Below are 24,665 nucleotides of genomic sequence, written 5' to 3' on the forward strand. Positions count from 1 at the left end.
CGTGCTCGTCGTGGCGAGGGAGGAAGTCAATACGGGTTCCTCCTCAGGACTCAGGCCGAAAGGGTTCGGCACGGTTCAGGCGGTGGTGTCGGGCAACCACAGGTCGGGGCCGAACACCTCGTAGCGGATGTGCTGTGCCGGAATCCCGGCGCGCAGCAGCTGGGCGCGGGCGTCGCGCATGAACGGCAGCGGGCCGCACAGGAACACCGTGGCGTTCTCGGGTATCTCGACTTCATGAAGGTCCATCAGGCCCTTGTGAGCGCGGGGTTCCTGCGGGCCGGGGTGCTCGTACCAGAAGATGGCGCGGGCGTTCGGCAGTTGTCGGACCAGTTCGCTCGTCTCGGTGCGCAGGGCGTGCTCGGCGGGGGAGCGGTCGGCGTGCAGGACCAGCACCGGGCGGGACGTGCCCAGCGCGGAGAGATGGGCCAGGATGCTGGTCATGGGGGTGCCGCCGATGCCCGCGGAGACCAGGACGACCGGAGCGGTGGCGTCGTCCGGGTCGTCGAGGAAGACGTCCCCGAAGGGTGCGGACAGGGTCAGTTCGTCTCCCTCGTGGATCTGGTCGTGCAGCAGGGTGGAGCCCTCGCCGTCCGGTGCGCCGACCGTGCCGGCGGCCCGTTTGACGGTGATCCGCCGGAGTTCCCCACCGGGGTCGGACGACAGGCTGTACTGGCGCAGCTGGTGCACGCCGTCGGCCATCAGCACCCGCACGCTCACGTACTGGCCGGCCCGCGCCCGTGGGGCCGGTTCGCCGTCGGCCGGACGGAGCACGAAGGACACCACGTCGGGGGTCTCGGAGCGGCGTTCGACGACTCTCCACCGTCTCCAGATCTGGCCGGGTTCGACGCCCGCGTCCTGGTACAGGCGGGCTTCACGGCCGATCAGGGCACCGGCCATCAGCCAGTACACCTCGTCCCAGGCGGCCGCCACCTCCGGGGTGACCGCATCGCCGAGCACTTCGGCTATCGCGCTGAACAGGTACTTGTGCACGATCGTGTACTGGTCGTCGGTGACTCCGACCGAGGCGTGCTTGTGCGCGATCCGGTCCAGCAACGTGTCCGGGCGGGTGTCCGGCTCGTCGAGGAGTGCCGTGGCGAAACCGGCGATCGAGCCGGCCAGCGCGCGGCGCTGTGCCCCGCTGGCCTGGTTGCCGCGGTTGAACATCCCGTCGAGGAGTTCCGGCCGGTCGCGGAACATCGCGCCGTAGAAGCGTGTCGTGATCTCGTCCAGCGCGCCGGCCACGGCGGGCAGGGTGGCGCGGACGACGGCGGCGGATTCTGCGGACAGCATGAAGACTCCCAGGCGGTGGGGTGGGGTGGGAAAGGCGCCGCGACCGAAAGGGCGACCGTCTTCTGTGTAGCAGGCACCGGACCGGGTTTCGGCTGCGCTGGGCGAACAGGGGCCGAACGGCCCCATCGATTCAGGCACAGCGGCCCCACGGGTCCCACCCGGGCCGGGGCCGGATGGGGCAGGGGCGACCACTCGTCGGCCCTGGCCGCTGCCGTCTCGGTCGCCGGAGGCGTTGGCGGGCGCTCCACAAGCAGCGTGTCCGATCCACTGGGCCAACGAACCTGGTGAAGGGGCCCGTTGGCCCACCCCGTGTCACCGCCCACAGGGCCCACCGGCCCCAGCCGGGGACTTGCGGCCCCTGCGTCACTGACTCCCCGCGGCCCGAGGCTGGGATCGAATCCCGTACGAGGAGGCAGAAACCATGATCCGCAGTGTTGTCGTAGGTCTCGACGGCTCGGCCGAGAGCCGTGCCGCGGCAGAGTGGGCGGCCCGAGAGGCGAAGCGGCGCTTCCTGCCGCTCAGGCTGGTGCACGTCTGGGAGGCGGTCCCCGAGCCCATGGCCGTGGGTCAGTTCCTCGGCGCCGAGACGCGGCAGCGGTCGAGCGAGCTCATCCAGCGCGAGGTGGTCGAAGGGCTCAAGCAGCGTCACTCTGGATTGGACGTGTCCGTGGATCAGCTCCTCGGCCGTCCTGCCGAGGAGCTGACCCGGGCGGCGACGGATGCCGAGCTGGTGGTCCTCGGCTCCCGAGGGATGAGCGGCCTCGGGGGATTCCTCGTCGGCTCCGTGGGCCAGGCCGTCGTCGCGCACACCGAGCAGCCTGTGGTCCTGGTCCGTGCCGGTGAGCAGGCCACCGGCGGGCCCGTCGTCCTCGGGCTCGACACCGACCATCCCGACGACACGTTGCTCACCTTCGCTTTCGAGGCGGCCGCCCGCCGCGTCACACCCCTGCGGGTCGTCCACGCCTGGAACCCGCCGCCGTATTTCGCCTACGGCCTGCCCGCCGACCCCGAACTCGACGCCATGCTGGGCAAGCAGGACGCTGCCACGCTGGCCGAGGTGCTGCGCCGCTGGAAGGAGAAGTACCCGGCCGTCCAGGTCGTCGCGGAATCCCGTGCCGGGAGTCCCGCCGTCCACCTGACCGAAGCCTCTCGCGGGGCGTCCCTGGTCGTCGTCGGCCGTCGGATCCGACGCAGCCCGCTCGGCGCCCATATCGGCTCTGTCACTCACGCGGTACTGCACCACGCCGCCGCCCCTGTTGCCGTTGTCGCGCACGACTGAACGCACCAGCACCCGCGGCGGTACATGTCTGCGTGAACCTGCTGGGTGAGCGGGGCGTCCAGGACGCAGTCGGGACCGATCGGCCCCATTCCCGAGGACGTCCAGGACCTGCCGCCGTGCCGGGACGGAGCCAACGCTGGAATCGCACCGCACCGCACCGACAGAACAGAAACCTTGAGGAGCATTCCATGAAGGCAGCAGTCGTCCGGTCCTTCGGCGAGCCGCTGGTGATCGAGGAGCGGCCGGACCCGGAGCCCGGCCCCGGCCAGGTCCGCATCCGGCTGGAGGCGTCCGGACTGTGCCACACCGACATCCACGCCGCCCACGGCGACTGGCCGGTCAGGCCGACCCCGCCGTTCGTCCCCGGCCACGAGGGCGTCGGCATCGTCGAGGCGCTCGGTGACGGCGTCACCCACCTGGAGGTCGGGCAGCGGGTGGCGGTGCCCTGGCTGGGCTGGGCCTGCGGGCGGTGCGAGCACTGCCTGTCGGGCTGGGAGACGCTGTGCGAGCAGCAGCAGAACACCGGTTACAGCGTGGACGGCGGCTACGCCGAGAAGATGCTCGCCACCGCGGACTTCGCCGCCCCGGTGCCCGAGGCCATCGACCCGCGCGACGCGGCCCCGCTGACCTGCGCCGGCGTCACCACGTACAAGGCGCTGAAGGTCGCGGGTGTGGCTCCGACCCAGCTGGTGGCGATCTCCGGCATCGGTGGCCTGGGCCACCTCGCCGTGCAGTACGCGAAGATCGCCGGAGCCACCGTCGCCGCGATCGACGTGACGGACGACAAGCTGGAACTCGCCCGGGAACTCGGTGCCGACATCCTCATCGACGCCCGCAAGGAGGACCCGGCCGAGGTGCTCAAGGAGCACGGCGGCGCCCACGCGGCGATCGCGCTGGCCGTCAACGAGCAGGCGTTCGCCTCCGTCTACGGAGGGCTGCGGCGCGGCGGCAAGCTGGTCATGGTCGCCCTGCCCGCGGGCGGAACCATCCAGGTGCCGATCTTCGACACCGTCCTGAACGGCACCTCCGTCATCGGCTCCATCGTCGGCACCCGACAGGACCTCGACGAGGTCTTCCAGTTGCACGCCGCCGGACGCACCAAGGTCATCTACGAGACCCGCCCGCTGGCTACCGTCAACGAGTCCATCGCCGACGTCCTGGACGGGAGGATCAAGGCCCGCATCGTCTTCGAGATGTGACCGGCGCCCACATGCCGGAAGCTGGACGGAAGACCACTCTCACCGACGGTGGTCGTGGTGGCCGACCTGCTCGGCGGCAAGGGCGCCGACCTGGCCGAGATGGCCCGTATGGTCCTGCCGCTGCCGCCCGGCTCCACCGACGCCTGCCGCGCCTTCCTGACCTCGGCCTGATGGTGCCCGGGCTCGTCGCCACGCAGGTGCGGGCGATTCCCGAGGGCAGCCGGAGGGCTGCGACCTCCATCAGGCGGTGATGCCGGTCTACGGCGGAGAGGTGATCCCTCGCTCCGCAGGGAGGAGAGCACATGGAGATCGTCGCCTACGGCGTCCTCGCGGATGAGGAGCCACTGCTGACCGAGGCGTTCCGGCGGGCGTTCGACGCCGAGCACGAGCTGCGCTGCCTGTCCTTGTTCCTGAACAAGGACACCTCCCCGACCGCCGCCGACCACGAGGTCGTGCTCAGCAGCGTCAACGACGTCCTGGACGCCGACGTGCTGCGCGCGCTCGCCGCGGGCGGCACGAGGATGATCGCCCAGCGGGCCACCGGCCACAACAACATAGACCTGGCCGCGGCGCAGGAGCTCGGGCTGACCGTGGCCCGGGTGTCGTCCTACTCGCCGTACTCGGTCGCCGAGTTCGCCTGGACGCTCGCCCTGGCCGTCAACCGCCGCATCGTGCGGACCGCACACCGCACCCGCGAGTTCGACTTCCGGCTCGACGGACTGATGGGCCGCGACCTTCACGGCCGGACGGCCGGCGTGGTGGGCACCGGAAAGATCGGAGCCGTCTTCGCCCGCATCGCGCACGGCTTCGGCATGCGGCTGCTGGGCTGGGACATCGCCGAGAACCCCGACTGCCTCGCCCTCGGTATGGAGTACGTCGGGTGTGAGCGGCTGTTCGCCGAGGCGGACCTGGTCAGCCTGCACGTGCCGCTGCTGCCCGATACCCACCACCTGGTGGATGCCAAAGCCCTGGCGCTGATGAAGGACGACACGATCCTGGTCAACTCCAGCCGCGGCGGCCTGGTCGACACCGACGCCCTGCTGGAGACCCTGCGGGCAGGGCGACTGAGCGGTGTGGGTCTGGACGTGTACGAGGAGGAAGCCGGGGTGTTCTTCCTCGACAAGTCCCTGGAGGTGATGACCGACGAGCGCCTCGCCCGGCTGATGACCTTCAGCAACGTGCTGGTCAGCTCGCACCAGGCGTACTTCACACGGGATGCTGTGGGGCAGATCGCCGAGACGACCATGGCCAACATCGCGGACCACTTCGCCGGCCGGAGCAGTGACAACACGCTCGTCCGGTCGGCCGCAGCCTGAGGCTCCGGGTCACGTGCGTGATCGCTCCGCTGCCCGGCGACGGAAAGGTGGCACTGCGGTTGACCTCCTGCGACCGTCGGGAAGACTGGCCGAGGGCGGGGCAGCCGTTGCGGCGGGTTCTGCTTTCGGCGGCACGGCGCGGGGTGTGTACCTCGATGCCGCACGGGGCGATGGAGATGGTGTGGACGGACCTGCGGGTGGCGATGGCCGGATCGAGGCGGCGGTGCCGGCCGCAGTCGTCGATCCGCTTCGGGTACGGCCCGGAGGGCGGCCGCAAAACCTCGCGCATCCGCGGATCCCGCACGGCCGGGACGGTAGCCACCGGAAGCCGGCACCCGGCCGAGGAACGCGCGTCACTGCGGGACACGCGTTCCGCCGAGTTCGCGTCCGGTCACCATCTCGGAATCGATCCGTACGAAGACGGTCTCCCGCAATGGCATCCAAGAGGTTGGGCCGGACTGGGCGAGCCGCTCGTGCTCGGCGGGGTCGGTTACGACCGTTGCCCGTCCGGTGACGACGACGCTCCAGCCGGACCGGGTGGCCGCGTCGAACTCGTCCGCTTCGAATGCGACCACGACACCGGCGATGGCGCGCACGAGATCGGAGCCCGGAGAGGTGCGTAGCAGGACGGCGGAGTCCGTGCCCAGCGAGAAGTTGATGGGGAGGACCGCGGGCAGTGCATGCCGGGTATAGACCACGCGGCCGACCGGCACCTTGGCGAGCAGGCGCAGGCATTCCTGTCGGCCGAGTGCGCGAAAGGCGTTGTCGTTCTGGAACATCAGTCCATCGTCACCCTGGTTTTCGTGTGGGGGTAGGGCCGACCGGCCCTACCCCGGGCAAGCCGGAGCACGGGGCCGAAGGAGGGACCGCCGGGTCCGAAGCCGGGGGGCCGTCTGCCCTCCGGTAGGGACTCATGACCCATGCCTTCGACGAGTCCTGATGCGGACAGTGGTTCAGGGATGCGGGGAGTGGTCGGCGAGCGCGGTCAGCCCTTCGTGGCGGTATCGGTAGGCCGTCGGGACGGAGAGCCGGTTGTCGCGGACGAGGTGAATCAGCCGTGTACCGTCCCGGCTGACATCGAGCACGCAGGTGCAGGTGATACTGGTCAACTCTGACACCGGGTCAGGCTGGTCCCCATTCAGAAGGATCTCGGATCCGTCGGACGGGCGGCGGCATACTCTGAAACCCGTCCGTACTACCTGGGGGAGTCATGGCAAGTAGGTTTACCGAGTTGACCGTTGACTGCCATGATCCGGAGAGACTCGCGGCCTTCTGGTGCGCGGTCCTGGACTTCAAGGTGATCGACCGGAGCGAGGGCAAGGTCGAGATCGGCTCCTGGGTGCCGACCGTCGAGGATATTCGGGCCCGCCAGATGCCGCCCACCCTGCAGTTCATCCAGGTGCCCGAGGGCAAGACCGTGAAGAACCGGCTGCATCTCGACGTCAGCCCGATCGACGGCAGCACCGAGGACGAGGTGACCAGATTGCTCGGCCTCGGCGCCACCACGACGGACGTGGGCCAGGGCTCAGATCGAAACTGGGTGGTCATGGCCGACCCCGAGGGCAACGAGTTCGACGTCCTACGCACCCTGGCGCCGCAGAACTAGGTCACGAGCGAGCCCCGCATCCCGTCGCGCCGCGTCACCGCGCGGCAATGTGCGGCGGATTCACTCCGTGGACGAAAACCATCGGCTCAGTGCCCCCTCGCCCCCGAGCGAATGGTAAGGACCGAAGCGTCCGTCGGGACGTCTTCCCGACGGAGTTCGGCGGACACGAACAGGGGCGATGCCCATCGACATGTGCGGCGGTGACGGCCAGGCGCGCGGGCACGCCCCAGCGTCGTCGCGGGCGGCCGGGCGCTCAACTCGAAGGCGCTGAAACGGGAGGTGAGCTCCAAGCCCTGCCTGACGAACTCGGCCGAAGCCGGTCGTGGCTGCGGTCAGAGGCCGAGGTCGGCCAGCCACTGGCCCGTGGTGCGGGGGGTGATGTCCAGCAGCTTCTGGGCGGAGTCCTCCGGTGCGATCGAGCGGTCGGGCAGCGTGCTCATGGCCTGGTAGAGGCCGGCGACGTCGACGGCGGGACCCTCGCCGATCACGGGCGCGACGGAGACGCGCATCTGCTCGACGGTGATCGGCTCGAAGACCACATCCTTGCCGAAGTGGGCGCCGAAGGCCTGGGCCAGGTCCGGTCCGGTGATCGCCGGGTACTGGCCGACGGAGACCAGGCCGGTGACGTCGTGGCGGTCGAACAGGGCGACGGCGACGTCGGCGATGTCCAGGTGGGACGCCCAGGAGACGGGGAAGTCGGCGCGGATCGGGTAGGGCAGCACGCCCCGCTCGCGGACCGTGTCGAGGACGTACGGCATGAGCAGGTTCTCCAGGTACAGCGTGGGCGCGATCACCGCGTACGGCACCCCGCTGTCCGCCAGGCCGCCGGCCAGGATCGCGGCCGCGCCGCCGGTGTCGGGATCGGTCGGGGCACCGCTGGTGGAGAACACCACGCGGGCCGGGCGGGCCGCGCGGACCGCGGCGACGATGTTGCGCGCATAGGTCCGGCGGTCCTCTTCGGAGACCACCGGCAGGTGGACGAACACCCCGTCGGCGCCGCGGTACGCCTCGGTCAGCTCCGCGATGGAGTCGTAGCCGGCGGCCACGACGCGCTGCGCGCCGTCCACGACGGCGTCGGCGTTGCGGGTCAGAGCGGTCACGGACTTGCCCGCGGCGGCGAGAACGGCGACGACGGGGGCACCCTGGGCGCCGGTGGCGCCGTGAATCACGTAGGTCATGGCGCTATTAGTGCATGCGATGCACCAGTTACATCAACTGCACTAATGGGGTACGGTCAAAAACTGTGACCGATCCCTGTCTCCCCGAGTGCGGCGTCGCCCGCTTCCTCACGCTGCTCAACGGCCCGTGGGCCACCCTGATCGTGCGCGAACTGCTGCACGGGCCTCACCGCTTCACCCAGCTGCGCGACGCACTGCCCGGCATCAGCCCGCACACCCTGACCAGCCGGCTGCGCCAGTTCGAGCGGCACGGCATCGTCACCCGCACCACCTACGCGGAGATCCCGCCGCGCGTCGAGTACGCGCTGACCCCTCTCGGCGAGGGGTTGCGCGACGTCCTGGAAGCCATGGGTGACTGGGCCATGGCGGTACCGGATCCCGGGGCCGACGTCACCGTCTGACGTACGCCTCCGTCATCGTCTGACGTACGCCCCGCCCCGGCTACGGCAGAGGCTCATGCCGAGGACGCGAGCCTCCCCCGCAGGGAGTCGTTGTCGTCGTGGTGAACGACCTCCTCGAAGCGCAGCCGCAGGCCGTGCTTGTCCAGCAACTGGGCCACGATCGCGTCGAGTTGGTCGCGATGCTCCTTCGTCCGCGCCTGGAGGTACGCCTCGCGGACATCCTCGGGCTCGTCGGCGAGGACCTGGTCCATGCGCTCGAGGATGTACCGCTTGAGATTGATGTGCTCCATGAACACTTCGCTCACCCCCGCGTCGACGAGTCGGCCGAAGAGGTCGTCCAGGAGCTCGGGCCGAGTGGCGAAGTGAGGCAGGAGCGGGCCGACGAAGGCGTAGGTGGGGATGCCCGCCTCGGTGAGTTCGGCCAGGGTGCGCAGGCGGCGGGAGGCGAGTGGGGCGCGTACCTCCAGCCAGCGGCTGACCTTGTCGTCGGTGGTGGTCACGGTCATGCCGACCTCGGCGCGGGGCAGGGCGGAGAGTATGTCGATGTCACGGGTGACGACAGGTGACTTGGTGAGGATGCGGACCAGGCCCGGGTACTGCACCGCCTCCAGCTCGCGCAGGATGCCGCGGGTGAGCCGGTACTTCGTCTCGTGGCCCTGGTAGGGGTCGGTGACCGAGCTGAGCAGCATGGTGCCCCGCTGCTTGTCCTGCGGCATCTTCGCCAGTTCCTTGCGGGCGAGTTCGACCGCGTTCTTCTTCACGTACAGGTAGTCGCCCCATTCCTTCACCGACCGGCCGAACTGCCGTCCGGCGAAGCTGGCGAAGCAGTAGGCGCACCCCAGTACGCAGCCGGTGTACGGGTTGATGACGTAGTCGTTCGACGGGGTCTTCGACTCCTGGATCAGGGTCTTCGCCTCGATCTCGACCGGTTCCATGACCGTTTCCTTCCTGTCGGCCCGACCGTCCGCGTCCGAGACGCCGGGTTTCTGTGCCGTCCGTGGGCCGGACGGCCGAAGGCCACCGGAACCACGCCCATGGAACAATAATCGATGGAAGTTGCTTCCATGGAATGTAAATGGTTTGCTGGACACCGGGCCGGTTCAGGGCCCCCGCCTTGTCGCAGAGAGGCGCATCTCTCCCCTGTGGGGCTTAAGGAGTGAGTGTCATGACCGTTCCCGCCTTCAACTCGGTCGCCTGGTTCGAGTTCGGCACCGACCGGCCGGAGAAGGTCAAGGAGTTCTACGGCGAGCTCTTCGACTGGAAGTACGTGCTCAACACCAACACCCCGGGGGTCACCTATCACTCGGTGATGCCGCCGGGCGCCCAGCAGCCGGCGGGCGGTGTGTGGGAATCGGAGGGCGGCTTCCCCAATTACGCGATCTTCTACGTCTTCGTCCAGGACGTCGCCGCGACCGTCGAGCGCGCCGAGAAGCTGGGCGCCGAGGTGCTCATGGCACCGGTCTCCGACGCCGCGGGCTTCACCTTCGCCCGGCTCCAGGACACGGCGGGCAACCACTTCGGCGTGTTCTCTACGCCCGCCCCCTGACCGGCTGCCGAGGCCGACGTCTTCCCCCCCCGTTCTCCGTCTGGAGGTTCCCGATGCCCGGTACCAGCGCCACCGGCGAAAAGATCCCCGTCCGCGTCTACGGCGGACCGACCGCCACGATCGAATACGGCGGGCTCCGGTTCGTCACCGACCCCACCTTCGACCCGCCCGGCGAGTACCCCATGCCCCTTCCCGGCGACCACAAGCTCGTCAAGACCGAGCCGTCACCGGTCACCGCCGCCGACCTGGGGCGCGTCGACGCCGTCCTGCTCTCCCACGACGAGCACGACGACAACCTGGACAACGCCGGCCGCGCCTTCCTGCCCGGGGCGCCGGTCGTTTTCACCACGGTCAGCGGTGCCGGTCGTCTGGGCGGCAACGCGCACGGGCTGGCCTTCTGGGAGACCGCCGAGCTCTGGAGGCCCGACGGCGGCACCATGACCGTCACGGGCGTACCCGCCCGGCACGGCCCCGTCGGCTGTGAACCGGTCACCGGCGATGTCATCGGCTTCGTGCTCACCTCCGACGACCTGCCCTCCGTCTACGTCAGCGGCGACAACGCCGCCCTGGAGCACGTCGAGGAGATCGCCGGGAAGTTCGCTCCCGTCGACACCGCGGTCCTCTTCCTCGGCGGCGCCCGCATGCCCTTCGCCTTCGAAGGCGCTCTGCTCACCCTCGACAGCGCCCAGGGCGCCCGGGCCGCGCAGATGCTCGGCGCCCGCCGGGTCGTCCCGGCCCACTTCGACAGCTGGGCCCACTTCCAGGAAGGCCGAGACGAGATCGAGGCCGCGTTCACCGGCGCCGGCCTCGCCGATCGCCTCGACTTCGCCGGATGACCACCACCCCCGTACAAGAACCCAAGGGACACACGACATGACCAGCACGAACATCGATATCGCCCGCACCTACTTCCAGGCCGTCCATAGCGGCGACATGGCTGCGCTCGGCGAACTCCTCGACGTCGACATCGTCTGGCACCAGCCCGGCGCCAACCGGTTCTCCGGCGAGCACAAGGGCCAGGGCGCCGTCTTCCAGATGCTCGGCGGCATGATGGAGGCCAGCCAGGGCACCTTCGCCATCGACAAGATCCACACCCTCATGGGCAACGGGGACCTGGTCGCCGCCACGATTCACTTCACCGGCCGCCGCGGCGACGCGTCGATGGGCATGGACGGCGTCGACGTCCTGCGCATCGAGGACGGCAGGATCACCGAGATGTGGCTCTTCTCCGCCGATCCGGCCGCCGAGGACACCTTCTGGGGCTAGAACCGCGGTGCCCGAGGCCGGCTCGGTCTCGGGCACCCACAAGTCGTCGTCCGTAACCACACGAAAGGCGTCCGACATGCGGAAGATGACCGAGCAGCAGTGGCGAGCGTTCGTCACGCACGGCACCCGTACCGGCAAGCTCTCCATCGTCCGCGCCGACGGCAGTCCCCACGTGACACCGGTCTGGTTCCTCCTCGACGGTGACGACATCGTCCTCACCACCGAGAAGAACGGCGTCAAGGGCCGCAACCTCGCCCGCGACGGACGGTTCGCCCTCTGCGTGGACGAGGACCGGCCGCCGTACGCCTTCGTCCTGTTCCAAGGACGCGCCGAGATCTCCGAGGACCCCGACGACATGCTCCACTGGGGCGGCCTCCTCGGCGCCCGCTACATGGGCGACGACCGCGTCCAGGAGTACGCCGCGCGCAACGGCGGTCCCGGCAACATCCTCGTGCGGGGTCGTATCGACAAAGTCATCGCCTTCGACGGCATCGCCGACTGACCCGTGGGCTGATGGGCGTCGCGGCTCACGACGCCGGTCGGCCGGGCTGTTTCGACGCCCGCACGCCCGGTGCCGGTGTCTGCCCGGCGGCCTTCCGCTCCACGTCCAGGGCCCGTCCGGCTGCCCGCAGTGTGCTGAGGACCGCCGTCACCTCGCGCACGGACTGCTCGGGAATCACCGACCCGATCCGCAGTTCCAGCTCGTCCTCGAAGACCTTCAGCGCTCCGTCCACCAGTTTCCGTCCCTCGGGTGTCAACTCGACGATCGAGGAACGGCGGTCGTTCGGATTGGCGCGCCGCGCACACAGGCCCGCCGCCTCCAGACGGTCGACCACCTTGCTCGTGCCGCCCACGGTGATGGAGAACTCCTCCGCGATGTCCTGGATCCGCGACCCGGGCCGGCGCAGCAACAGATGCAGCACCTCGAACGAGGTCAGCGGCAGGTCGTACTCGGCCCGCAGCCGCCCCTCGATGCCCGCCCACAGCTCGATCTCCAGCGAGACCAGTTCCCGGTACAGCCGCTTCAGGTCAGCCATTGCCCATCTTCCGAAGAATTATCTTCCATGGATGGTTAATTGTAGGTCATCGGCGGCGGAAGCCCCGGCAGACGCCGGCCACCATCTGCTGCCGGCTGGGACGGAGCCCTTGCGTTGAAGCGCGCTTCAACTCCTACGGTCGTCGTGTGACGACCGAACGGATCGACGGGACTCTGACCATTGCCGAGACATCCGAGCTGACCGGACTCACCCCTTCCACGCTCCGCTACTACGAACGCATCGGGCTGATCGACAGCGTGGAGCGCGGGCCGGACGGACGGCGCCGATATCAGGCGGCGGATCTGGCCTGGATGGCGTTCCTTCTGCGGCTGCGGACGACCGGGATGCCCATCCAGGGGATGGTGGCGTTCGCGGAGCTGCGCCGGGGCGGGGACGCCACCGTGCGGGAGCGGCTGGAGCTGTTGGAGAAACACCAGGCACAGGTCAGGGCGAGGTACGAGGCCGTCATGCGCAGCCTCGACGCGATCGACAACAAGATCGCGCACTACGAGCGACTGGTGGAGGAACACGATGGGGACAGCGGGCGAGAGGCGTGACGCACGGGGGAAGGACGAGGCGGGCCGGGGCAGACGGGCCCTCCTGCGGTACGGAGCCGTCGGCGGGGTCGGCGCGATGGCGGCCCCGTTGACGAGGCCGGGCGTGGCGGTGGCCGACAGTACGGATCGTGGGCCGTCCCAGCGGTATGTGCGGGGCGCCGCCCGTATGAAGCAGATCGCCGGCGAGGATGCCCTCGCCACGGTGGAGGCGCTGGAGGACATCGCCCCGGATCTGGGCCGCTTCGTGGTCGAGTTCGCGTACGGGGACGTGCACGCACGGCCCGGACTCGACGTGCGGCAACGGCAGTTGGTGACCATCGGCGCACTGGCCGCCGCCGGGGACACCGCCCCGCAGTTACGGTTCCACATCGGCGCGGCCCTGCATGTCGGACTGGACGCGGCGCAGGTGGTGGAGGCGCTGATCCACCTGGTTCCCTTCACGGGGTTCCCGCGGACGCTCAACGCGCTGGCCGCCGCCCGCACCGTGTTCGAGGAGCGAGGGGTACGCGTCGAGCCGGTCGAGGTGGAGCCCGGCGGCGACCGTTACGCACGGGGCGAGGACAAACTGCGGGAGGTAGATGGCGAGCACGGCATCGAGGTGATCGAGTCCCTGAACGACGTGGCGCCGGATCTCGGCCGGTACATCGTCGAGTTCGCCTTCGGGGACGTCTACTCGCGACCGGGGCTCGACCTGCGGCAACGGCAGCTTGTCACGCTCGGCGGACTGATCGCCCTCGGTGACACGGCACCCCAGCAGAAGGTGCACTTCAACGCCGCGCTCAGGGTGGGACTCTCCCCGCGGCAGGTGATCGAGACGGTTATCCAGGCCGTCCCGTACACGGGATTCCCCCGCGCGCTCAATGCCGTCGGTGTCGTGCGCGAGGTGTTCAAGGAGCGCGGGATCCGCCCTGCTTGAACAGCGGCGCGCTCCCCTGACGTCCTGCCACCAGGTAGTCGGGGACCCGCCAGCGGGCGTCCAGGGTGCGCAGTCCGTCGTCGGAAAGTACGGTGGCGTTCTGATGTTCGACCTTGGACAGGGGATGGCTCCGGAAGTGGGTCATCGGGTGGTGGAGGCGGCATGGCCGGCAAGGGTGCGGCGCGGCTGCCGCGCAAGGTGTACGAGCAGGAACTGCTCCGTCTCCAGACGGAGTTGGTGAAGTTGCAGGAATGGGTGCGGGCGGAGGGCGTCCGGCTGGTCGTGGTCTTCGAGGGCCGGGACGCGGCGGGCAAGGGCGGCACGATCAAGCGGGTCGCCGAGCACCTCAACCCCCGCGTCGCCCGGATCGCGGCCCTGCCGAAGCCGACCGAGCGCGAGCGTACCCAGTGGTACTTCCAGCGATACGTCGAGCACCTGCCGGCCGCCGGGGAGATCGTGCTGTTCGACCGGTCCTGGTACAACCGGGCCGGCGTCGAGCACGTGATGGGCTTCTGCACGCAGGAGGAGTACCGGCTCTTCCTGCGTCAGTGCCCGATCTTCGAGCGGATGCTGGTCGAGGACGGGATCATGCTGCGCAAGTACTGGTTCTCGGTGAGCGACACCGAGCAGCAGGAGCGGTTTCGCAGGCGCCTTCAGGATCCGTTGCGCCGCTGGAAGCTCTCGCCGATGGATCTGGAGTCGCTCACCCGCTGGGAGGCGTACTCCCGGGCCAAGGACGAGATGCTGGTGCACACCGACGTCTCGGAGGCCCCGTGGTACGTCGTGGAGAGCGACGACAAGCGGCGGGCACGGCTGAACATGATCGCCCACCTCCTCGGCTCCCTCCCGTACCGCGAGGTCCCGCCGCCGGTCCTGGAGCTGCCCGCGCGCCCACCGTCGACCGGCTACCAGCGCCCGCCGCGTGATCTTCAGACCTACGTCCCCGATCACGCGGCGAGTCTCTGAGCACGATTGCGGCTCCTCAGAGGTGGGGGACCACGGCGACGGGTGCGGTGGAGTGGTGCAGGACGGCGTGCGTGACGGGCCCGATGCGGGCGCGAAGCGGGCTGCGGCGGATCCGTCGGCCCACGACGACCAGGGATGCCTCGCGGGAGGCATCGGCGAGATGGTTGCCGGGGCTGCCGTAGGAGGACTCCTCGGCCACCTCGACGTCCGGGAACTTGTTGCGCCACGGGGCCAGGATCTCGGTCAGGGCGGTGGCTTCGCGCCGCGTCAGCGCCCCGTGGAGTTCGAGGTCCACGCTCAGGCCGTAGGCGTAGTACGGGGGCGGGTTCCAGCCGTGGACGACCCGCAAGGACGTGCCGCGGCGGACGGCGGCGGCGAACGCGAAGCCGATCGGCTCCTCGTCCGGGCTGTCGACGTCGAGGCCGAGGACCACGGGGCGGAACGCGGTCGCGGCGGACGGGATGCCGGCCGGGTCCATCTCGTGTTCGTCGGCGGCCTGTTCACCGGCCCGGACCATCACGACCGGCCGTTCGGCGTGCGCCACGACCGCCAGGCCCACGGAACCGACCAGGAATCCGCCGATTCCGCTCAGCCCGCGCGAGCCGAGGACCAGTAGCTCGGCCTCCGCAGCCGCGCCGGCCAGCACCTCGGCGGGCCCACCGGAGAACCGCTCGGTGATCACGTCCAGGCCGGGGTGACGCAGTCGCAGGCCATCCGCCGTCTCGCGCGGAATCCGCTCGGTCCAGTGCTGCTGTGTCTCGACGCCGAGCAACGGCGCCTGCGCCATGGGTGCCGGTACGGCCTCCCAGACCTGGACCAGCTTCAGCGGCAGGCCGAGCAGCTGCGCCTCGCGGGCCGCCCACTCGGCCGCGGCGCGGCTCTCGGGCGAGCCGTCGAGGCCGACGGTGACGGTTCGGGTCATGGTCTCCACCTCCTGAATCGCGGGTCCCGACGCCTGAACCGGGGGCCCCGATACGAGCGTCGTCCTTCGACGAGCCTTCCGGCAGGGGCCGTGTGTCCCTGCCGGGGGCCGACCGGCCCAGGCCGAGCGTGTCGCCGGCCAAGGCGGCGGCCAGGGCGATCAGGACGACGGCGTAGACGACGTGGTACTCGGCGAACGGATTCGTCGACATGCTCGGCGAGCCGTCGCAGAGGTGTTGGGCGGGCGGCCACTCGGCGACCCACAACAGCGCCGGCATCACCTGGTGGAAGGTCGACTCCACCGGTCCGGCGGCCACCCCACCGAGGGAACGGCGCCGCCCGGCACCGGGAGCAGCCGCCCTCCCCGGCCACCGGCGTACTCGGCCGACACAGCGGAGCCGAGTGGCCCAGCCGATGGACCGAGTGGCCCATGGGCCTGCGCCGGTGAGGGGCACAGCCTGGGACTTGTAGTTCCCACACCCGCCGGAGGCACGCCATGATCACGACTCCCACGCCCAGCATGCTGCGCGCCCTGCCCGCCGAGCACCGCCACCGCCTCATGCGTGTGGCTCGTGAGGTGACGATCCCGCAGGGGACGCGGCTGTTCGAAGAAGGCGGCCAGGCCGACCGGTTCTGGATCATCCGTACGGGAACCGTCGAGCTGGACATGCACGTGCCCGGTCGCCGCGCGGCCGTCATCGAGACCCTGCGGCACAACGAACTGGTCGGCTGGTCCTGGCTGTTCGCACCGCACGCCTACCACCTGGGTGCCGAGGCGACGACCCCGGTGCGGGCCTACGAGTTCGACGCGACGGCCGTCCGCCTGATGTGCCAGGACGACCCGGCCATGGGCCACGCCTTGGCCCAGTGGGTCGGTGACGTGCTCGCCCACCGCCTCCGCTCCGCCCGGATCCGCTTGCTGGACCTGTACGCGCCGTACGGCTCCGGCAGCGGCCTCTGAACACGAGGAGTGATCATGCACGGCACCCCGCACATCGTCAGCGACGTCATGACCCACACGGTCGCCGCCGTCGGCCGCAGGGCGACCTTCAAGGAGATCGTGCGGCTGATGCAGGACTGGAAGGTGGGCGCCCTGCCCGTCCTCGAAGGCGAGGGCCGGGTCGTCGGCGTCGTCTCCGAGGCCGATCTGCTGCCCAAGGAGGAGTTCCGCGACAGCGACCCCGACCGGGACACCCAGCTGCGCCGCCTCTCCGACCTGGCGAAGGCCGGCGCGGTCACCGCGGAGGAGCTGATGACCTCCCCGGCGCTCACCGTCCGCCCGGACGCCACCCTCGCCCGAGCCGCCCGCACCATGGCGCACTCCAAGGTCAAGCGGCTGCCGGTGGTGAACGAGCTGGGCATGCTGGAAGGCATAGTCAGCCGGTCCGACCTGCTCAAGGTGTTCCTCCGCGGTGACGAGGAGATCGCCGAAGAGGTCCGCCGCGAAGTGGTGTCCTACCTGTTCCCCGCCCCTGCGTCGGCGATCCGCGTCGACGTACACGACGGAGTCGTGAACCTCGCCGGCCGGGTCCGCGACAGGTCACTGGTCCCCGTGGCCGCCCGCCTGGCACGCGCCGTCGAGGGTGTGGTGGACGTGGACTTCGAGCTGGAGCGGCGGGAGGACTCCGGCGGCTCCATCCCCGTCCGCGGTACGGGCACGCGCCCGTCCGACCAGCCCGGCCGATCACCCGGTACGAGGGCCGTCGGCCCGTGAGCGTCGGTCCCGTGAGGGTGCGTCTCGGGGCCGAATGGGGCCGGTCGGCCCTGGTACAAGCTGGCCCGGCGAGCGATGATCGTCGTCAAGGACAGCTCGCAGTCCGACCGCCACCGGGGACGAGGGACCGTCATGACCGGGACACGCACCTTCACGGAGCAGAATCCGATCCGTGTCTTCCTGCTCGACGACCACGAGGTCGTACGACGCGGTATCACCGACCTGCTCGACGCCGAACCCGACATCTCGGTGGTCGGCGATGCGGACACCGTCGAGCACGCCCTGGTCCGAGGACCGGCTCTGCGGCCGCACGTCGCCGTACTCGACGTACGCCTCCCGGACGGTGACGGCATCACCGTCTGCCGTGAGCTGCGCAGCCGGATGCCGGAGCTGGCTTGCCTGATGCTGACCTCGTTCGATGAGGAAGAGGCCCTGCTGGACGCCATCATGGCCGGTGCCTCGGGCTACGTCCTGAAGCAGATCAGGGGATCGGACCTGGTCTCGGCGGTCCGCACGGTCGCCTCGGGCCAGTCCCTGCTGGACGCCGCGACCACGACCCGCCTGATGCGCTCGCTGCGCGCCGATCCCGCCGAGACGGCGACCATCGCGCCCGAACTGGAGGGCCTGTCACCCCGTGAGCGGGACATCCTCGCGCTGATCGGCGACGGCCTCACCAACCGCGAGATCGGAAAGAAACTCTACCTGTCGGAGAAGACCGTCAAGAACCACATCTCCCGCCTGCTGGCCAAACTCGGGGTCCAGCGCCGTGTCCAGGCCGCGGTCCTGGCCTCCCAACTGGAGCAGTCGGAGCCCGGCGACCGCCCCGCACGGTGAGTTCCGACCGGGCCGTGCGGAGTTCCTCGTCGATCCACAGGAGTCGGCCTGGCGTTTCCGCTTTCCGACCCCCGGTTGTGCCCAGAGGACCCTCCGCAGCATCGGCGGACACCTGGACGACAAGAGGGCACGCCCCCCGGGCCTGGTCAAGGGCAGTAGGCTCCGTCTGATCTGTGCACCGACCGGGGACGTGGCCCGTGGACCAGCAAGTCGCGACGGCTTTGATCGCCGCTGCCGCCGCCGTCGCGGGCAGCGCGGTGACAGGCACACTCACCTGGGCGGCGGCCAGGCGTCAGGCGGATGCCGCGTGGGCGGCCGGGCAGCGTCAGGCCGACGCGGCCTGGGCCGCGGGGAAGAGCCAGGCGGACGCCGCGTGGGCGGCCGGGCAGCGCCAGGCCGACGCTCAACTCGACGTCAGCCGGCAGACCCTGGCCGAACAGGCACGAGCCGTCGAGCGAGACGTACGCCGCACCGCGTACGTGGCCCTTCTCGGCAAGGCCGAAGCCGCGTACCAGGCCAGGACCGCTCACCGGTCCGCGCTGGGTACGCCCACCGCTGCGGTCCGGCGGCAGGAGTACGAGGCGGCTGTGGACGCTGTCGACGAGGCGCTGAACGTCGTGCGCCTGGAAGGTCCTGATCCCGTTGTCACGGCCGCGGAGGACCTTGCCGCCGCGCTGATCCAGACCGCGCCGCCGCTGGACTACACCACTGCCCGCAGCGCGTTCCTCACCTCCGCGCGGGCCGCCGTCACCGCCCCTTGACGGCATGGCGCGGCCGCTCGACCTGCGGGGGCGCGGTCAGGTGGGCGGCGGTGCGTCCCAGGCGGCGGCGGTGGAACCGTCCGGCTCCCATCCGTACCGTCGTAGCTGCTCCGACTCCCCTTCCTTGCCCTGCCGGTGAAGGACGTCGGCGGCCAGGCTCACGCAGGGACTCCACCCGCGTGTGGCGAGTTGCCACAGCCAGTCAAGGGCTTCTTCGCTGCGCTGCCGTGTTTCGTACAGGTCGACGGTGGTCCACAGAAGGTCCACGTCACCGGCTTCCACGGCGCGCCGGAACCATCGCAGGGCTTCCTCGGTCCGGCCCGCTTCCTGTAGGGCCTCGCCCCCAGCTCTGTACGCCGTGTAGCGGGAGTCGGTGTCGCGCGCGCTCCGCTCCCACCACCGCAGAGCCAGGTCCAGTTCGCCCGCTGCGGCGTACAGTTCGGCGATTTCCCCGCAGGCCTGGTCATGTCCGCGTTCCGCCAGGGCGAGGGTCCAGTCCAGGGCCTCGCTCTCGCGCCCCGCGTCGCACAGTCTGCGGACGGCGTACCACATTGCGCTGCGATGACCGCGATCGGTCAGATCGAACAGCCAGGCCAGGGTCTCGTCGAGCGGTGCGTTCCATCGCCGTAGGGGCTTTCCCAGGAAGTGGGTCGTGGCCGCATAGGTGAGCCGCCATCGCGTCAGGTCTTCCTCGGTTCTGCCGTTCGCGGCCAGCAGTTCGGCATCCCACGGCTGGACGGATTCGACCGTGCGGCGCTCGCCGGACTCCACGGCACGCCGGTACCACGTGAGGGCCTCGGAGAACTCCTCGTTCCTGGCGAGCGATCGCGCGTACTGAAGACCGACCCAGGAGCCGGGTTGGTCCACCGCGGCCGCCCGACGCCACCAGGGGAGGCTTTCCGCATGCCGCCCGGCCTCATCGAGCATCTGGGCGGCGACGATCAGCGCATGGCCGTCCCTGTCGGCGACACGCTCCAAGATCTCGAAGGCCACGTCGTCCCGCCCCGCACCCGCCAACAGGCGAGCGGCCCGTTCCCAGGTGGACCACGAGGTGCTCCGGCCGGCCCGGCGCAGTCGATCGACCGCGTTCTGCTTCTGGCCGTCTTCCAGGAGCAGTTCACCCAGTTTCAGATGGGCGTCGAAGTCGTCCTCGTCACAGGCCGCCAGAAGGGATGTCGCCTCGCCGTCGCGCCCCAACTCGATGAGCAGGTCCGCGGCTTTACGGCGGTGGAACGGGTTGCCCGAAGCCCGCTGCCAGTACCAGGTCAGCGCCGCATCGGCACCGCCGGTCCTTCGAAGGTGGTCGATAAGTACCTGTTCGGCTTGGACATGGCCCTCTTCTGCGGCTCTGCGCCACCACAGCAGGGCCTTGGCATCGTCCACCGGCCCCAGGCGTTGGATGAGGGTGGTCAGGACGCTGCCTTGCGAGGCGTCCTTGGGCACCTCGTCCCACCACCACTGCAGGAATTGCTCGGCTTCCTGTGGTGTGCCGTCGGGCGCCGTCGCCACCACGTCGTACAGAGCAGAGCCTCCGCCCTCTTCTGTCGCACGACGGACCCACCAGGCGTGGGCCTCGTCCCGCCGTCCGCAGGAGTCCAGGAGCCGTGCCATCCTCTCGGCCCCAGCCTCCGCCCGCGTGTAGAACCGCGCCGCCACCCGCAGCAGGCCCCGGTCCTCCGCGGCCTGCCCCAGGGCGACGAACCCGGCCCTGTCCCCATGCGTCAGCAATGCCTCCCACAGCGCGGCGGGTACGGCGTCGTCCTGCCGTGTGTGCCGGCCGTGCTGGTCGAGATAGTCGGCGAGACGGTAGTGCGGCAGATCGCCCGGGACGGCGCCACCTGGCGTACGACGGTCACGTGGACGCCTTCGCACCAGCGCTCCGCGTACTCCGGCGACCGGCGCGGCGGCGTATGCCATGGCCGTCTCCAGCCAGTCGTCGGCGAGGGAGTCCCACTCCTCGTCCGTCAGGTAGCCCTCGGCACCCTCGGTGAGCAACCCGTAGGACAGCGAGGGTCCATGGCCCAACCGCTGGGCATCCATGGCGGCGGTCATGAGGCTCCGCGCCCCGACAGGTGCCGACTCGTAACGGGACAGCAGCGCGGGTGCCCCCGCGAGGTACTGGACGACCTGTCCCTCGTTCGCCTTCTCGACGGCCAGCATCAGACGTGGATCGGTCCGGCCGGCACGGCGTGCCGCTGCTACGTCGACGGGTGCGAACCTGCGTGCCACCTGGACATCTCGGCCGCTGAGCAAGGCCCGTGCCTCGCTGAACGGGTCGTCGTGACTTCCGTCCCGGGGCAGTGCCGTCAGCTCGTGCCAGTAACCCGGCCACATCGTCGCCATCACCAGTACCGGTGCCCGGTGCGGATCGCTCAGCAACTCCCTGAGCCCAGCGGCCAGTTCTGCCCCGACCCCGCCTGCGGGGGTCAGCAGAAAGAGCTGAGCCTCGTTGAGCCAGACCACGGTTCTCGGGGTGAGCGACGCCAGCCCGTCGCGCAGCGCCTGCGCTCGGCCCGGTGCCACCGGCTGCCACAATGTCCAGCCGTCCGGCAGCTTTCGCACCGCCTCCCAGCACGCCCGTGTCTTGCCCGTGGAGGACTCGCCCACCACACACACCAACCGGCTGTGCCCCGTGACCGCGCCGGCCACTGCCTCGTCGAGCACCTCGTCGTGCTCCCGCCGCACGTAGGCAGGCAAGGACGGCAAAGACCCCGCACCGGCCGTCGCCACCTCGACCGAGCGATGGATCTCCAGCACGAACGGATCACTGATCTCACTGATCGACCACTCGGGCATGGGAAGCGGGCCACCTCGCATTCGAACGGACCGGGCGGGGATCCCTGTCCGCCCCGTCCGGCCCCAAGTCTTCCTCACGACAGCCCGTCCACGAGAGCGAACCCCCAGGCCGCCGAGCGGTGACAGGAGCACCCGACCGGCGTCAGCCGGCGTCCCCCTGTGCGCAGGCGGTGTGTACCGTCTCGGCGGCGGAACGGTCGGGCTGGTCGGCCGAGGCAATGGCCACCCTGACTCCGAGGGCCATGGTCGCCAGATACCCGCCGCCGATGACGCTCAGGGGACTCGGCGCCGCGGACTGGTGGTGGTCGCGTTGGCTGGGCCTGCTCATGTCCGACTCCTCGTGTTCTGCGACCGCCACTCCGGGCTGGTGGCGAGGGGCCAGGCTTGCCGGTTCGACGGCCTGCGTGAAGCTGGTTGGTCGTCCCGTCAACCTCTCGTAAGAATTGGGCCGCACCTTCGCGCTCCGCGGGCGGCGTCAACCAGCGCTTTCGAACTCATGGGCCGGTGCGGCGAGTTCTTACGAGAACCTGACGTGGCGACCCGATTCCCCCGTCGCGGCAGTCCCACGGGCAACTCTGGTCCCAGAACGAAGGGTTCGGCGGCTCGGACGACGACCGGCCGGCCCTTCGTCGGCAACGGGCCCCTGAGCGGGGCCGACAGGCAGGACGTCACTTCCTTCTGGTGCGGCTCACCTCGTGAAGTGGTGTGCCACCCGGAAGAGTTCGGAGGAAATCCATGGGGCGCAACACGCGCAAACGGTCGAAGACCACGGGCGGCAAGGTCATGGCCGCCGCCGCGGCTCTCACCCTCGGAGCAGGCGGGCTGGTGGTCGTGAATGTGTACGCCTCCGCCCACGAGAGCTCGGGCGGAAACGCCGTCAAACGATCGTCCCAAGGCTCGTCTCAAGGCGGGACCGGGCAAGCCGCGGCCTCGGAGGCCTCTACCATCGACTGCCCCGACGTCGGCAACGGGTTGCGGCAGGTGCCGGACCAGGCCAGGGCGGAGGTCGACAAGCAGCTTGCTCTGCTGGACACCCAGATCTCCGAGGCCTATCAGAGGCTACGGAGCTCGACCCGGGCCCTACAGCAGGACGGCAACTTCGCCAACAACGCGATCATGGGTCCGCTGAAGGACAAGCGGGTCGCGACGATCGACCGGATCGCCACAGCGATGGGCAGGGCAGGGGACAGGCCGCAGGGCCTTGAGTCGCTGGCCGCCTGTACGCTGCGCGCCTCCGGCAACCAGAGCGACACCGGTGGCAACCAGAGCGACACCGGCGACGATCAGAACGGCGGCCAGGCGGGCAACGGGCCTGTCGCCGCCGACTTCGTCGACATCACCACGGTCCAACCCAATGTGACCGCACCCCGCATGTCGCAGGAGGCATCCCGGGGGACCTTCGCCACCCAGTGCGGGGTGAACGAGAACAAGCTGTACAACAGCGACAACGTCATCGTCGCGCCCGGTGTGGACAACGGCGCCCATCACACGCACGACTACATCGGCAACCAGGCGAACGACGCGTTCGCCTCCAACGACGACTTCGCGGCCGGCGAGACGTCGTGCCAGAACCAGGGCGACAAGTCCTCCTACTACTGGCCGGTCCTGCGGTTGCAGGACGGCACCGAGGAATTCGACGCCCAGCAACAGGGCGGCGGCGCCGAGGGCAACACCGGCAGGATCCTCACCGCGTCCGAGGTGACCCTGGAGTACGTGGGCAACCCCGGCGGCAAGGTCGTGGCCATGCCCAAGTTCCTGCGGATCATCACCGGTGATGCCAAGGCGTTCACCAACGGCACCGCGAACGCCAACGCGGCGTGGAGCTGCACCGGCTTCGAGGACCGCCAGCTCACGGACAAGTACCCGGTCTGTCCCGAGGGCAGCAGCCTGGTCAGGACGTCCAAGTTCCAGAGCTGCTGGGACGGCCAGAACATCGACAGCGCCAACCACCGCTCCCACGTCGCGTTCGCCGATCCGGCCACGGGCGCCTGTCCGGGTGGCTTCAAGGCCATTCCGCAGCTCGTCCAGCGTCTGGTCTACGACGTGGACGCGCCCAGCCTGAACGACAACGGCCGGTCCAGCCCGTTCTACGCGGTCGACGGCTTCCCGGAGCAGATGCACAAGCCGATCACGGACCACGGCGACTTCGTCAACGTCTTTGACGAGCAGCTGATGAACGAGATGGTCCAGTGCATCAACACCGGCCGCCAGTGCCAGTGATGTCACCGCGTCGATCGCCCATGGCGGAGACCGGCTTCAGGGCGAACGGGAGGATCGCCTCGGCCATCGCGGCGGGATCCGTGAGGTATGCGTCATGCGCCTGGCCGGGGATCTCCACGAGGCTGCCGTTCGGCAGGGACCGCTTCAGACGCCGGGACGTGTCGGTGAGCCACGGCGGACTGAGCTCTCCGACGACCAGGAGAGTGGGGGTCTCCAGGCGAGCGAACCGTTCGAGGTCGTCGCCGAAGGCGTCCATGGCGCGGACCTCGCGGGCCCAGGTGGGAGTCATCGACGCGCGTACGGACCACACCGGCTCTCGGCGGAACGCCTCGATCGCCTCCTCCGGCAGCTTCAGGAAGTTCCGGAGGCCGAGGGCCAGGGCATGGTCGAGGTCGCCCTTCTCCACCGCCTCTTCGAACGGTGCGAGGGCTGCCCCGCCGACGGGGCCGTGCACCGGCACGGGGGGCTCGTAGAGGATGAACCCGGCGGGAGGCTGCCTGAGTGCGAGCCCCAGGGTGACGAGTCCGCCGTAGGAGTGGCCGAGCAGAATCGCGTCGGAGCCCGCGAGTTCGAGGACGGCGGCGATGTCCTCCTGCTCGCGCTCGATGCTGAAGTCGGGGCTGTCTGCACTGGCTCCGTGGCCGCGGCGGTCGACGGCGTAGGTGCTCATGTGGGGCGCGAGGGCGTCGGCCAGGAGTTGCCAGTCCTGGGCGGCGCACAGGGCTCCGGGGGACACGACCAGGGGACGGCCCTGGCCGGTGACAGTGACGGCGATGGCGGTGCCGTCGGCGGAGGTGACGTGAGTCTGCCGGGGGCTGATGTCGGTCATGTTCTCTTTCCTTTTCTCTTTCCTTGCGGGGAT

At 69.9% G+C, this 24,665-nt stretch carries 29 protein-coding genes; 18 read left to right on the plus strand and 11 right to left on the minus strand.

The genetic code is table 11. The features are described 5' to 3' along the window. Positions 1–75: 75 nt before the first annotated feature. Positions 76–1,290, minus strand: a complete 1,215-nt coding sequence (locus SLINC_RS42055) for a globin domain-containing protein (protein ID WP_067443676.1) — start codon at positions 1,288–1,290, stop codon at positions 76–78. 421 nt (positions 1,291–1,711) lie between these two features. Between SLINC_RS42055 and SLINC_RS42060 the strand changes: the two genes are divergently transcribed. The 4 genes from SLINC_RS42060 to SLINC_RS42070 all read left to right on the plus strand — a co-directional run bounded on the left by SLINC_RS42060 (position 1,712) and on the right by SLINC_RS42070 (position 5,084). Then, positions 1,712–2,569 carry a universal stress protein gene (locus SLINC_RS42060; protein WP_067443677.1) on the plus strand — a complete coding sequence of 286 codons (858 nt, stop codon included), beginning with the start codon at positions 1,712–1,714 and terminating at the stop codon, positions 2,567–2,569. Between the two features lie 188 nt (positions 2,570–2,757). Next, positions 2,758–3,768 (plus strand): alcohol dehydrogenase AdhP, encoded by a 1,011-nt coding sequence (gene adhP / locus SLINC_RS42065; protein ID WP_067443678.1) that lies wholly within the window; start codon positions 2,758–2,760, stop codon positions 3,766–3,768. Between the two features lie 57 nt (positions 3,769–3,825). After that, complete coding sequence (locus SLINC_RS50200; RefSeq protein WP_272481897.1) at positions 3,826–3,939, plus strand: PEP/pyruvate-binding domain-containing protein; 114 nt, start codon at positions 3,826–3,828, stop codon at positions 3,937–3,939. Positions 3,940–4,070: 131 nt separating this feature from the next. Beyond that, entirely contained in the window at positions 4,071–5,084 is a 1,014-nt protein-coding gene (locus SLINC_RS42070; RefSeq protein WP_067443679.1) for a 2-hydroxyacid dehydrogenase, read from the plus strand. A 353-nt stretch (positions 5,085–5,437) separates the two neighbouring features. Here the strand turns inward: SLINC_RS42070 and SLINC_RS42075 are convergent, their stop codons facing one another. Both SLINC_RS42075 and SLINC_RS50555 read right to left on the minus strand, forming a co-directional pair. After that, complete coding sequence (locus tag SLINC_RS42075) at positions 5,438–5,863, minus strand: pyridoxamine 5'-phosphate oxidase family protein (RefSeq protein ID WP_067443680.1); 426 nt, start codon at positions 5,861–5,863, stop codon at positions 5,438–5,440. Positions 5,864–6,037: 174 nt separating this feature from the next. After that, a complete protein-coding gene (locus tag SLINC_RS50555) occupies positions 6,038–6,202 on the minus strand; it encodes a hypothetical protein (RefSeq protein ID WP_182449271.1) in 165 nt (54 codons plus the stop codon). Positions 6,203–6,294: 92 nt separating this feature from the next. On the opposite strand from SLINC_RS50555, the gene SLINC_RS42080 reads away from it, so the two are divergent. Continuing rightward, positions 6,295–6,690, plus strand: a complete 396-nt coding sequence (locus SLINC_RS42080; protein WP_067443681.1) for a VOC family protein — start codon at positions 6,295–6,297, stop codon at positions 6,688–6,690. Positions 6,691–7,022: 332 nt separating this feature from the next. On the opposite strand, the gene SLINC_RS42085 is transcribed toward SLINC_RS42080, so the two are convergent. Beyond that, positions 7,023–7,868 carry an NmrA family NAD(P)-binding protein gene (locus SLINC_RS42085; RefSeq protein WP_067443682.1) on the minus strand — a complete coding sequence of 282 codons (846 nt, stop codon included), beginning with the start codon at positions 7,866–7,868 and terminating at the stop codon, positions 7,023–7,025. 65 nt (positions 7,869–7,933) lie between these two features. On the opposite strand from SLINC_RS42085, the gene SLINC_RS42090 reads away from it, so the two are divergent. After that, complete coding sequence (locus SLINC_RS42090) at positions 7,934–8,269, plus strand: winged helix-turn-helix transcriptional regulator (protein ID WP_067443683.1); 336 nt, start codon at positions 7,934–7,936, stop codon at positions 8,267–8,269. A 53-nt stretch (positions 8,270–8,322) separates the two neighbouring features. Here the strand turns inward: SLINC_RS42090 and SLINC_RS42095 are convergent, their stop codons facing one another. Continuing rightward, complete coding sequence (locus SLINC_RS42095; protein ID WP_067443684.1) at positions 8,323–9,204, minus strand: SPL family radical SAM protein; 882 nt, start codon at positions 9,202–9,204, stop codon at positions 8,323–8,325. A gap of 230 nt (positions 9,205–9,434) precedes the next feature. On the opposite strand from SLINC_RS42095, the gene SLINC_RS42100 reads away from it, so the two are divergent. The 4 genes from SLINC_RS42100 (at position 9,435) to SLINC_RS42115 (ending at position 11,583) form a co-directional block, all read left to right on the plus strand. Then, positions 9,435–9,815 (plus strand): VOC family protein, encoded by a 381-nt coding sequence (locus tag SLINC_RS42100; protein WP_067443685.1) that lies wholly within the window; start codon positions 9,435–9,437, stop codon positions 9,813–9,815. Positions 9,816–9,868: 53 nt separating this feature from the next. After that, positions 9,869–10,651, plus strand: a complete 783-nt coding sequence (locus SLINC_RS42105; protein ID WP_067443686.1) for an MBL fold metallo-hydrolase — start codon at positions 9,869–9,871, stop codon at positions 10,649–10,651. A 37-nt stretch (positions 10,652–10,688) separates the two neighbouring features. Further along, a complete protein-coding gene (locus SLINC_RS42110; protein WP_067443687.1) occupies positions 10,689–11,081 on the plus strand; it encodes a nuclear transport factor 2 family protein in 393 nt (130 codons plus the stop codon). 76 nt (positions 11,082–11,157) lie between these two features. Beyond that, a complete protein-coding gene (locus SLINC_RS42115) occupies positions 11,158–11,583 on the plus strand; it encodes a PPOX class F420-dependent oxidoreductase (RefSeq protein ID WP_067446384.1) in 426 nt (141 codons plus the stop codon). 25 nt (positions 11,584–11,608) lie between these two features. Here the strand turns inward: SLINC_RS42115 and SLINC_RS42120 are convergent, their stop codons facing one another. After that, entirely contained in the window at positions 11,609–12,118 is a 510-nt protein-coding gene (locus tag SLINC_RS42120) for a MarR family winged helix-turn-helix transcriptional regulator (RefSeq protein ID WP_067443688.1), read from the minus strand. A gap of 146 nt (positions 12,119–12,264) precedes the next feature. Here SLINC_RS42120 and SLINC_RS42125 point away from each other — a divergent pair, with 146 nt between their 5' ends. Both SLINC_RS42125 and SLINC_RS42130 read left to right on the plus strand, forming a co-directional pair. Next, positions 12,265–12,675 (plus strand): MerR family transcriptional regulator, encoded by a 411-nt coding sequence (locus tag SLINC_RS42125; protein WP_225988466.1) that lies wholly within the window; start codon positions 12,265–12,267, stop codon positions 12,673–12,675. Next, positions 12,650–13,591, plus strand: coding sequence for a carboxymuconolactone decarboxylase family protein (locus SLINC_RS42130; RefSeq protein ID WP_225988467.1), 942 nt, complete (start codon positions 12,650–12,652; stop codon positions 13,589–13,591). Before SLINC_RS42125 ends, SLINC_RS42130 begins: the two co-directional genes overlap by 26 nt. On the opposite strand, the gene SLINC_RS48285 is transcribed toward SLINC_RS42130, so the two are convergent. Beyond that, entirely contained in the window at positions 13,563–13,736 is a 174-nt protein-coding gene (locus SLINC_RS48285; RefSeq protein ID WP_159425405.1) for a hypothetical protein, read from the minus strand. The genes SLINC_RS42130 and SLINC_RS48285 overlap by 29 nt on opposite strands. A 17-nt stretch (positions 13,737–13,753) precedes the next feature. Here SLINC_RS48285 and ppk2 point away from each other — a divergent pair, with 17 nt between their 5' ends. Then, entirely contained in the window at positions 13,754–14,557 is an 804-nt protein-coding gene (ppk2, locus tag SLINC_RS42135; protein WP_067443689.1) for a polyphosphate kinase 2, read from the plus strand. A gap of 16 nt (positions 14,558–14,573) precedes the next feature. On the opposite strand, the gene SLINC_RS42140 is transcribed toward ppk2, so the two are convergent. Then, the gene (locus SLINC_RS42140) at positions 14,574–15,479 is read right to left on the minus strand and encodes a universal stress protein (protein ID WP_067443690.1); all 906 of its coding nucleotides are present in this window, start codon (positions 15,477–15,479) and stop codon (positions 14,574–14,576) included. Positions 15,480–15,974: 495 nt separating this feature from the next. On the opposite strand from SLINC_RS42140, the gene SLINC_RS42145 reads away from it, so the two are divergent. The 4 genes from SLINC_RS42145 to SLINC_RS42160 all read left to right on the plus strand — a co-directional run bounded on the left by SLINC_RS42145 (position 15,975) and on the right by SLINC_RS42160 (position 18,787). Continuing rightward, positions 15,975–16,439, plus strand: coding sequence for a cyclic nucleotide-binding domain-containing protein (locus SLINC_RS42145; protein WP_067443691.1), 465 nt, complete (start codon positions 15,975–15,977; stop codon positions 16,437–16,439). Positions 16,440–16,454: 15 nt separating this feature from the next. After that, entirely contained in the window at positions 16,455–17,192 is a 738-nt protein-coding gene (locus SLINC_RS42150) for a CBS domain-containing protein (protein WP_237282013.1), read from the plus strand. 132 nt (positions 17,193–17,324) lie between these two features. Then, positions 17,325–18,026 (plus strand): response regulator, encoded by a 702-nt coding sequence (locus tag SLINC_RS42155; protein ID WP_067446393.1) that lies wholly within the window; start codon positions 17,325–17,327, stop codon positions 18,024–18,026. A 197-nt stretch (positions 18,027–18,223) separates the two neighbouring features. Then, positions 18,224–18,787 carry a hypothetical protein gene (locus tag SLINC_RS42160; protein WP_067443692.1) on the plus strand — a complete coding sequence of 188 codons (564 nt, stop codon included), beginning with the start codon at positions 18,224–18,226 and terminating at the stop codon, positions 18,785–18,787. A gap of 36 nt (positions 18,788–18,823) precedes the next feature. On the opposite strand, the gene SLINC_RS42165 is transcribed toward SLINC_RS42160, so the two are convergent. Together SLINC_RS42165 and SLINC_RS42170 are read right to left on the minus strand one after the other, a co-directional pair. Next, on the minus strand, positions 18,824–21,583 hold the full coding sequence (locus SLINC_RS42165) for a tetratricopeptide repeat protein (RefSeq protein ID WP_067443693.1): 2,760 nt from the start codon (positions 21,581–21,583) through the stop codon (positions 18,824–18,826). A gap of 142 nt (positions 21,584–21,725) precedes the next feature. Continuing rightward, on the minus strand, positions 21,726–21,911 hold the full coding sequence (locus tag SLINC_RS42170; protein ID WP_067443694.1) for a hypothetical protein: 186 nt from the start codon (positions 21,909–21,911) through the stop codon (positions 21,726–21,728). Between the two features lie 407 nt (positions 21,912–22,318). Between SLINC_RS42170 and SLINC_RS42175 the strand changes: the two genes are divergently transcribed. Further along, a complete protein-coding gene (locus SLINC_RS42175; RefSeq protein ID WP_067443695.1) occupies positions 22,319–23,803 on the plus strand; it encodes a DUF1996 domain-containing protein in 1,485 nt (494 codons plus the stop codon). On the opposite strand, the gene SLINC_RS42180 is transcribed toward SLINC_RS42175, so the two are convergent. After that, on the minus strand, positions 23,778–24,632 hold the full coding sequence (locus SLINC_RS42180) for an alpha/beta fold hydrolase (RefSeq protein ID WP_067443696.1): 855 nt from the start codon (positions 24,630–24,632) through the stop codon (positions 23,778–23,780). The genes SLINC_RS42175 and SLINC_RS42180 overlap by 26 nt on opposite strands. Positions 24,633–24,665: the final 33 nt, after the last annotated feature.

Origin of the sequence: Streptomyces lincolnensis (genome assembly GCF_001685355.1) — a bacterium.
Taxonomy (GTDB): domain Bacteria; phylum Actinomycetota; class Actinomycetes; order Streptomycetales; family Streptomycetaceae; genus Streptomyces; species Streptomyces lincolnensis.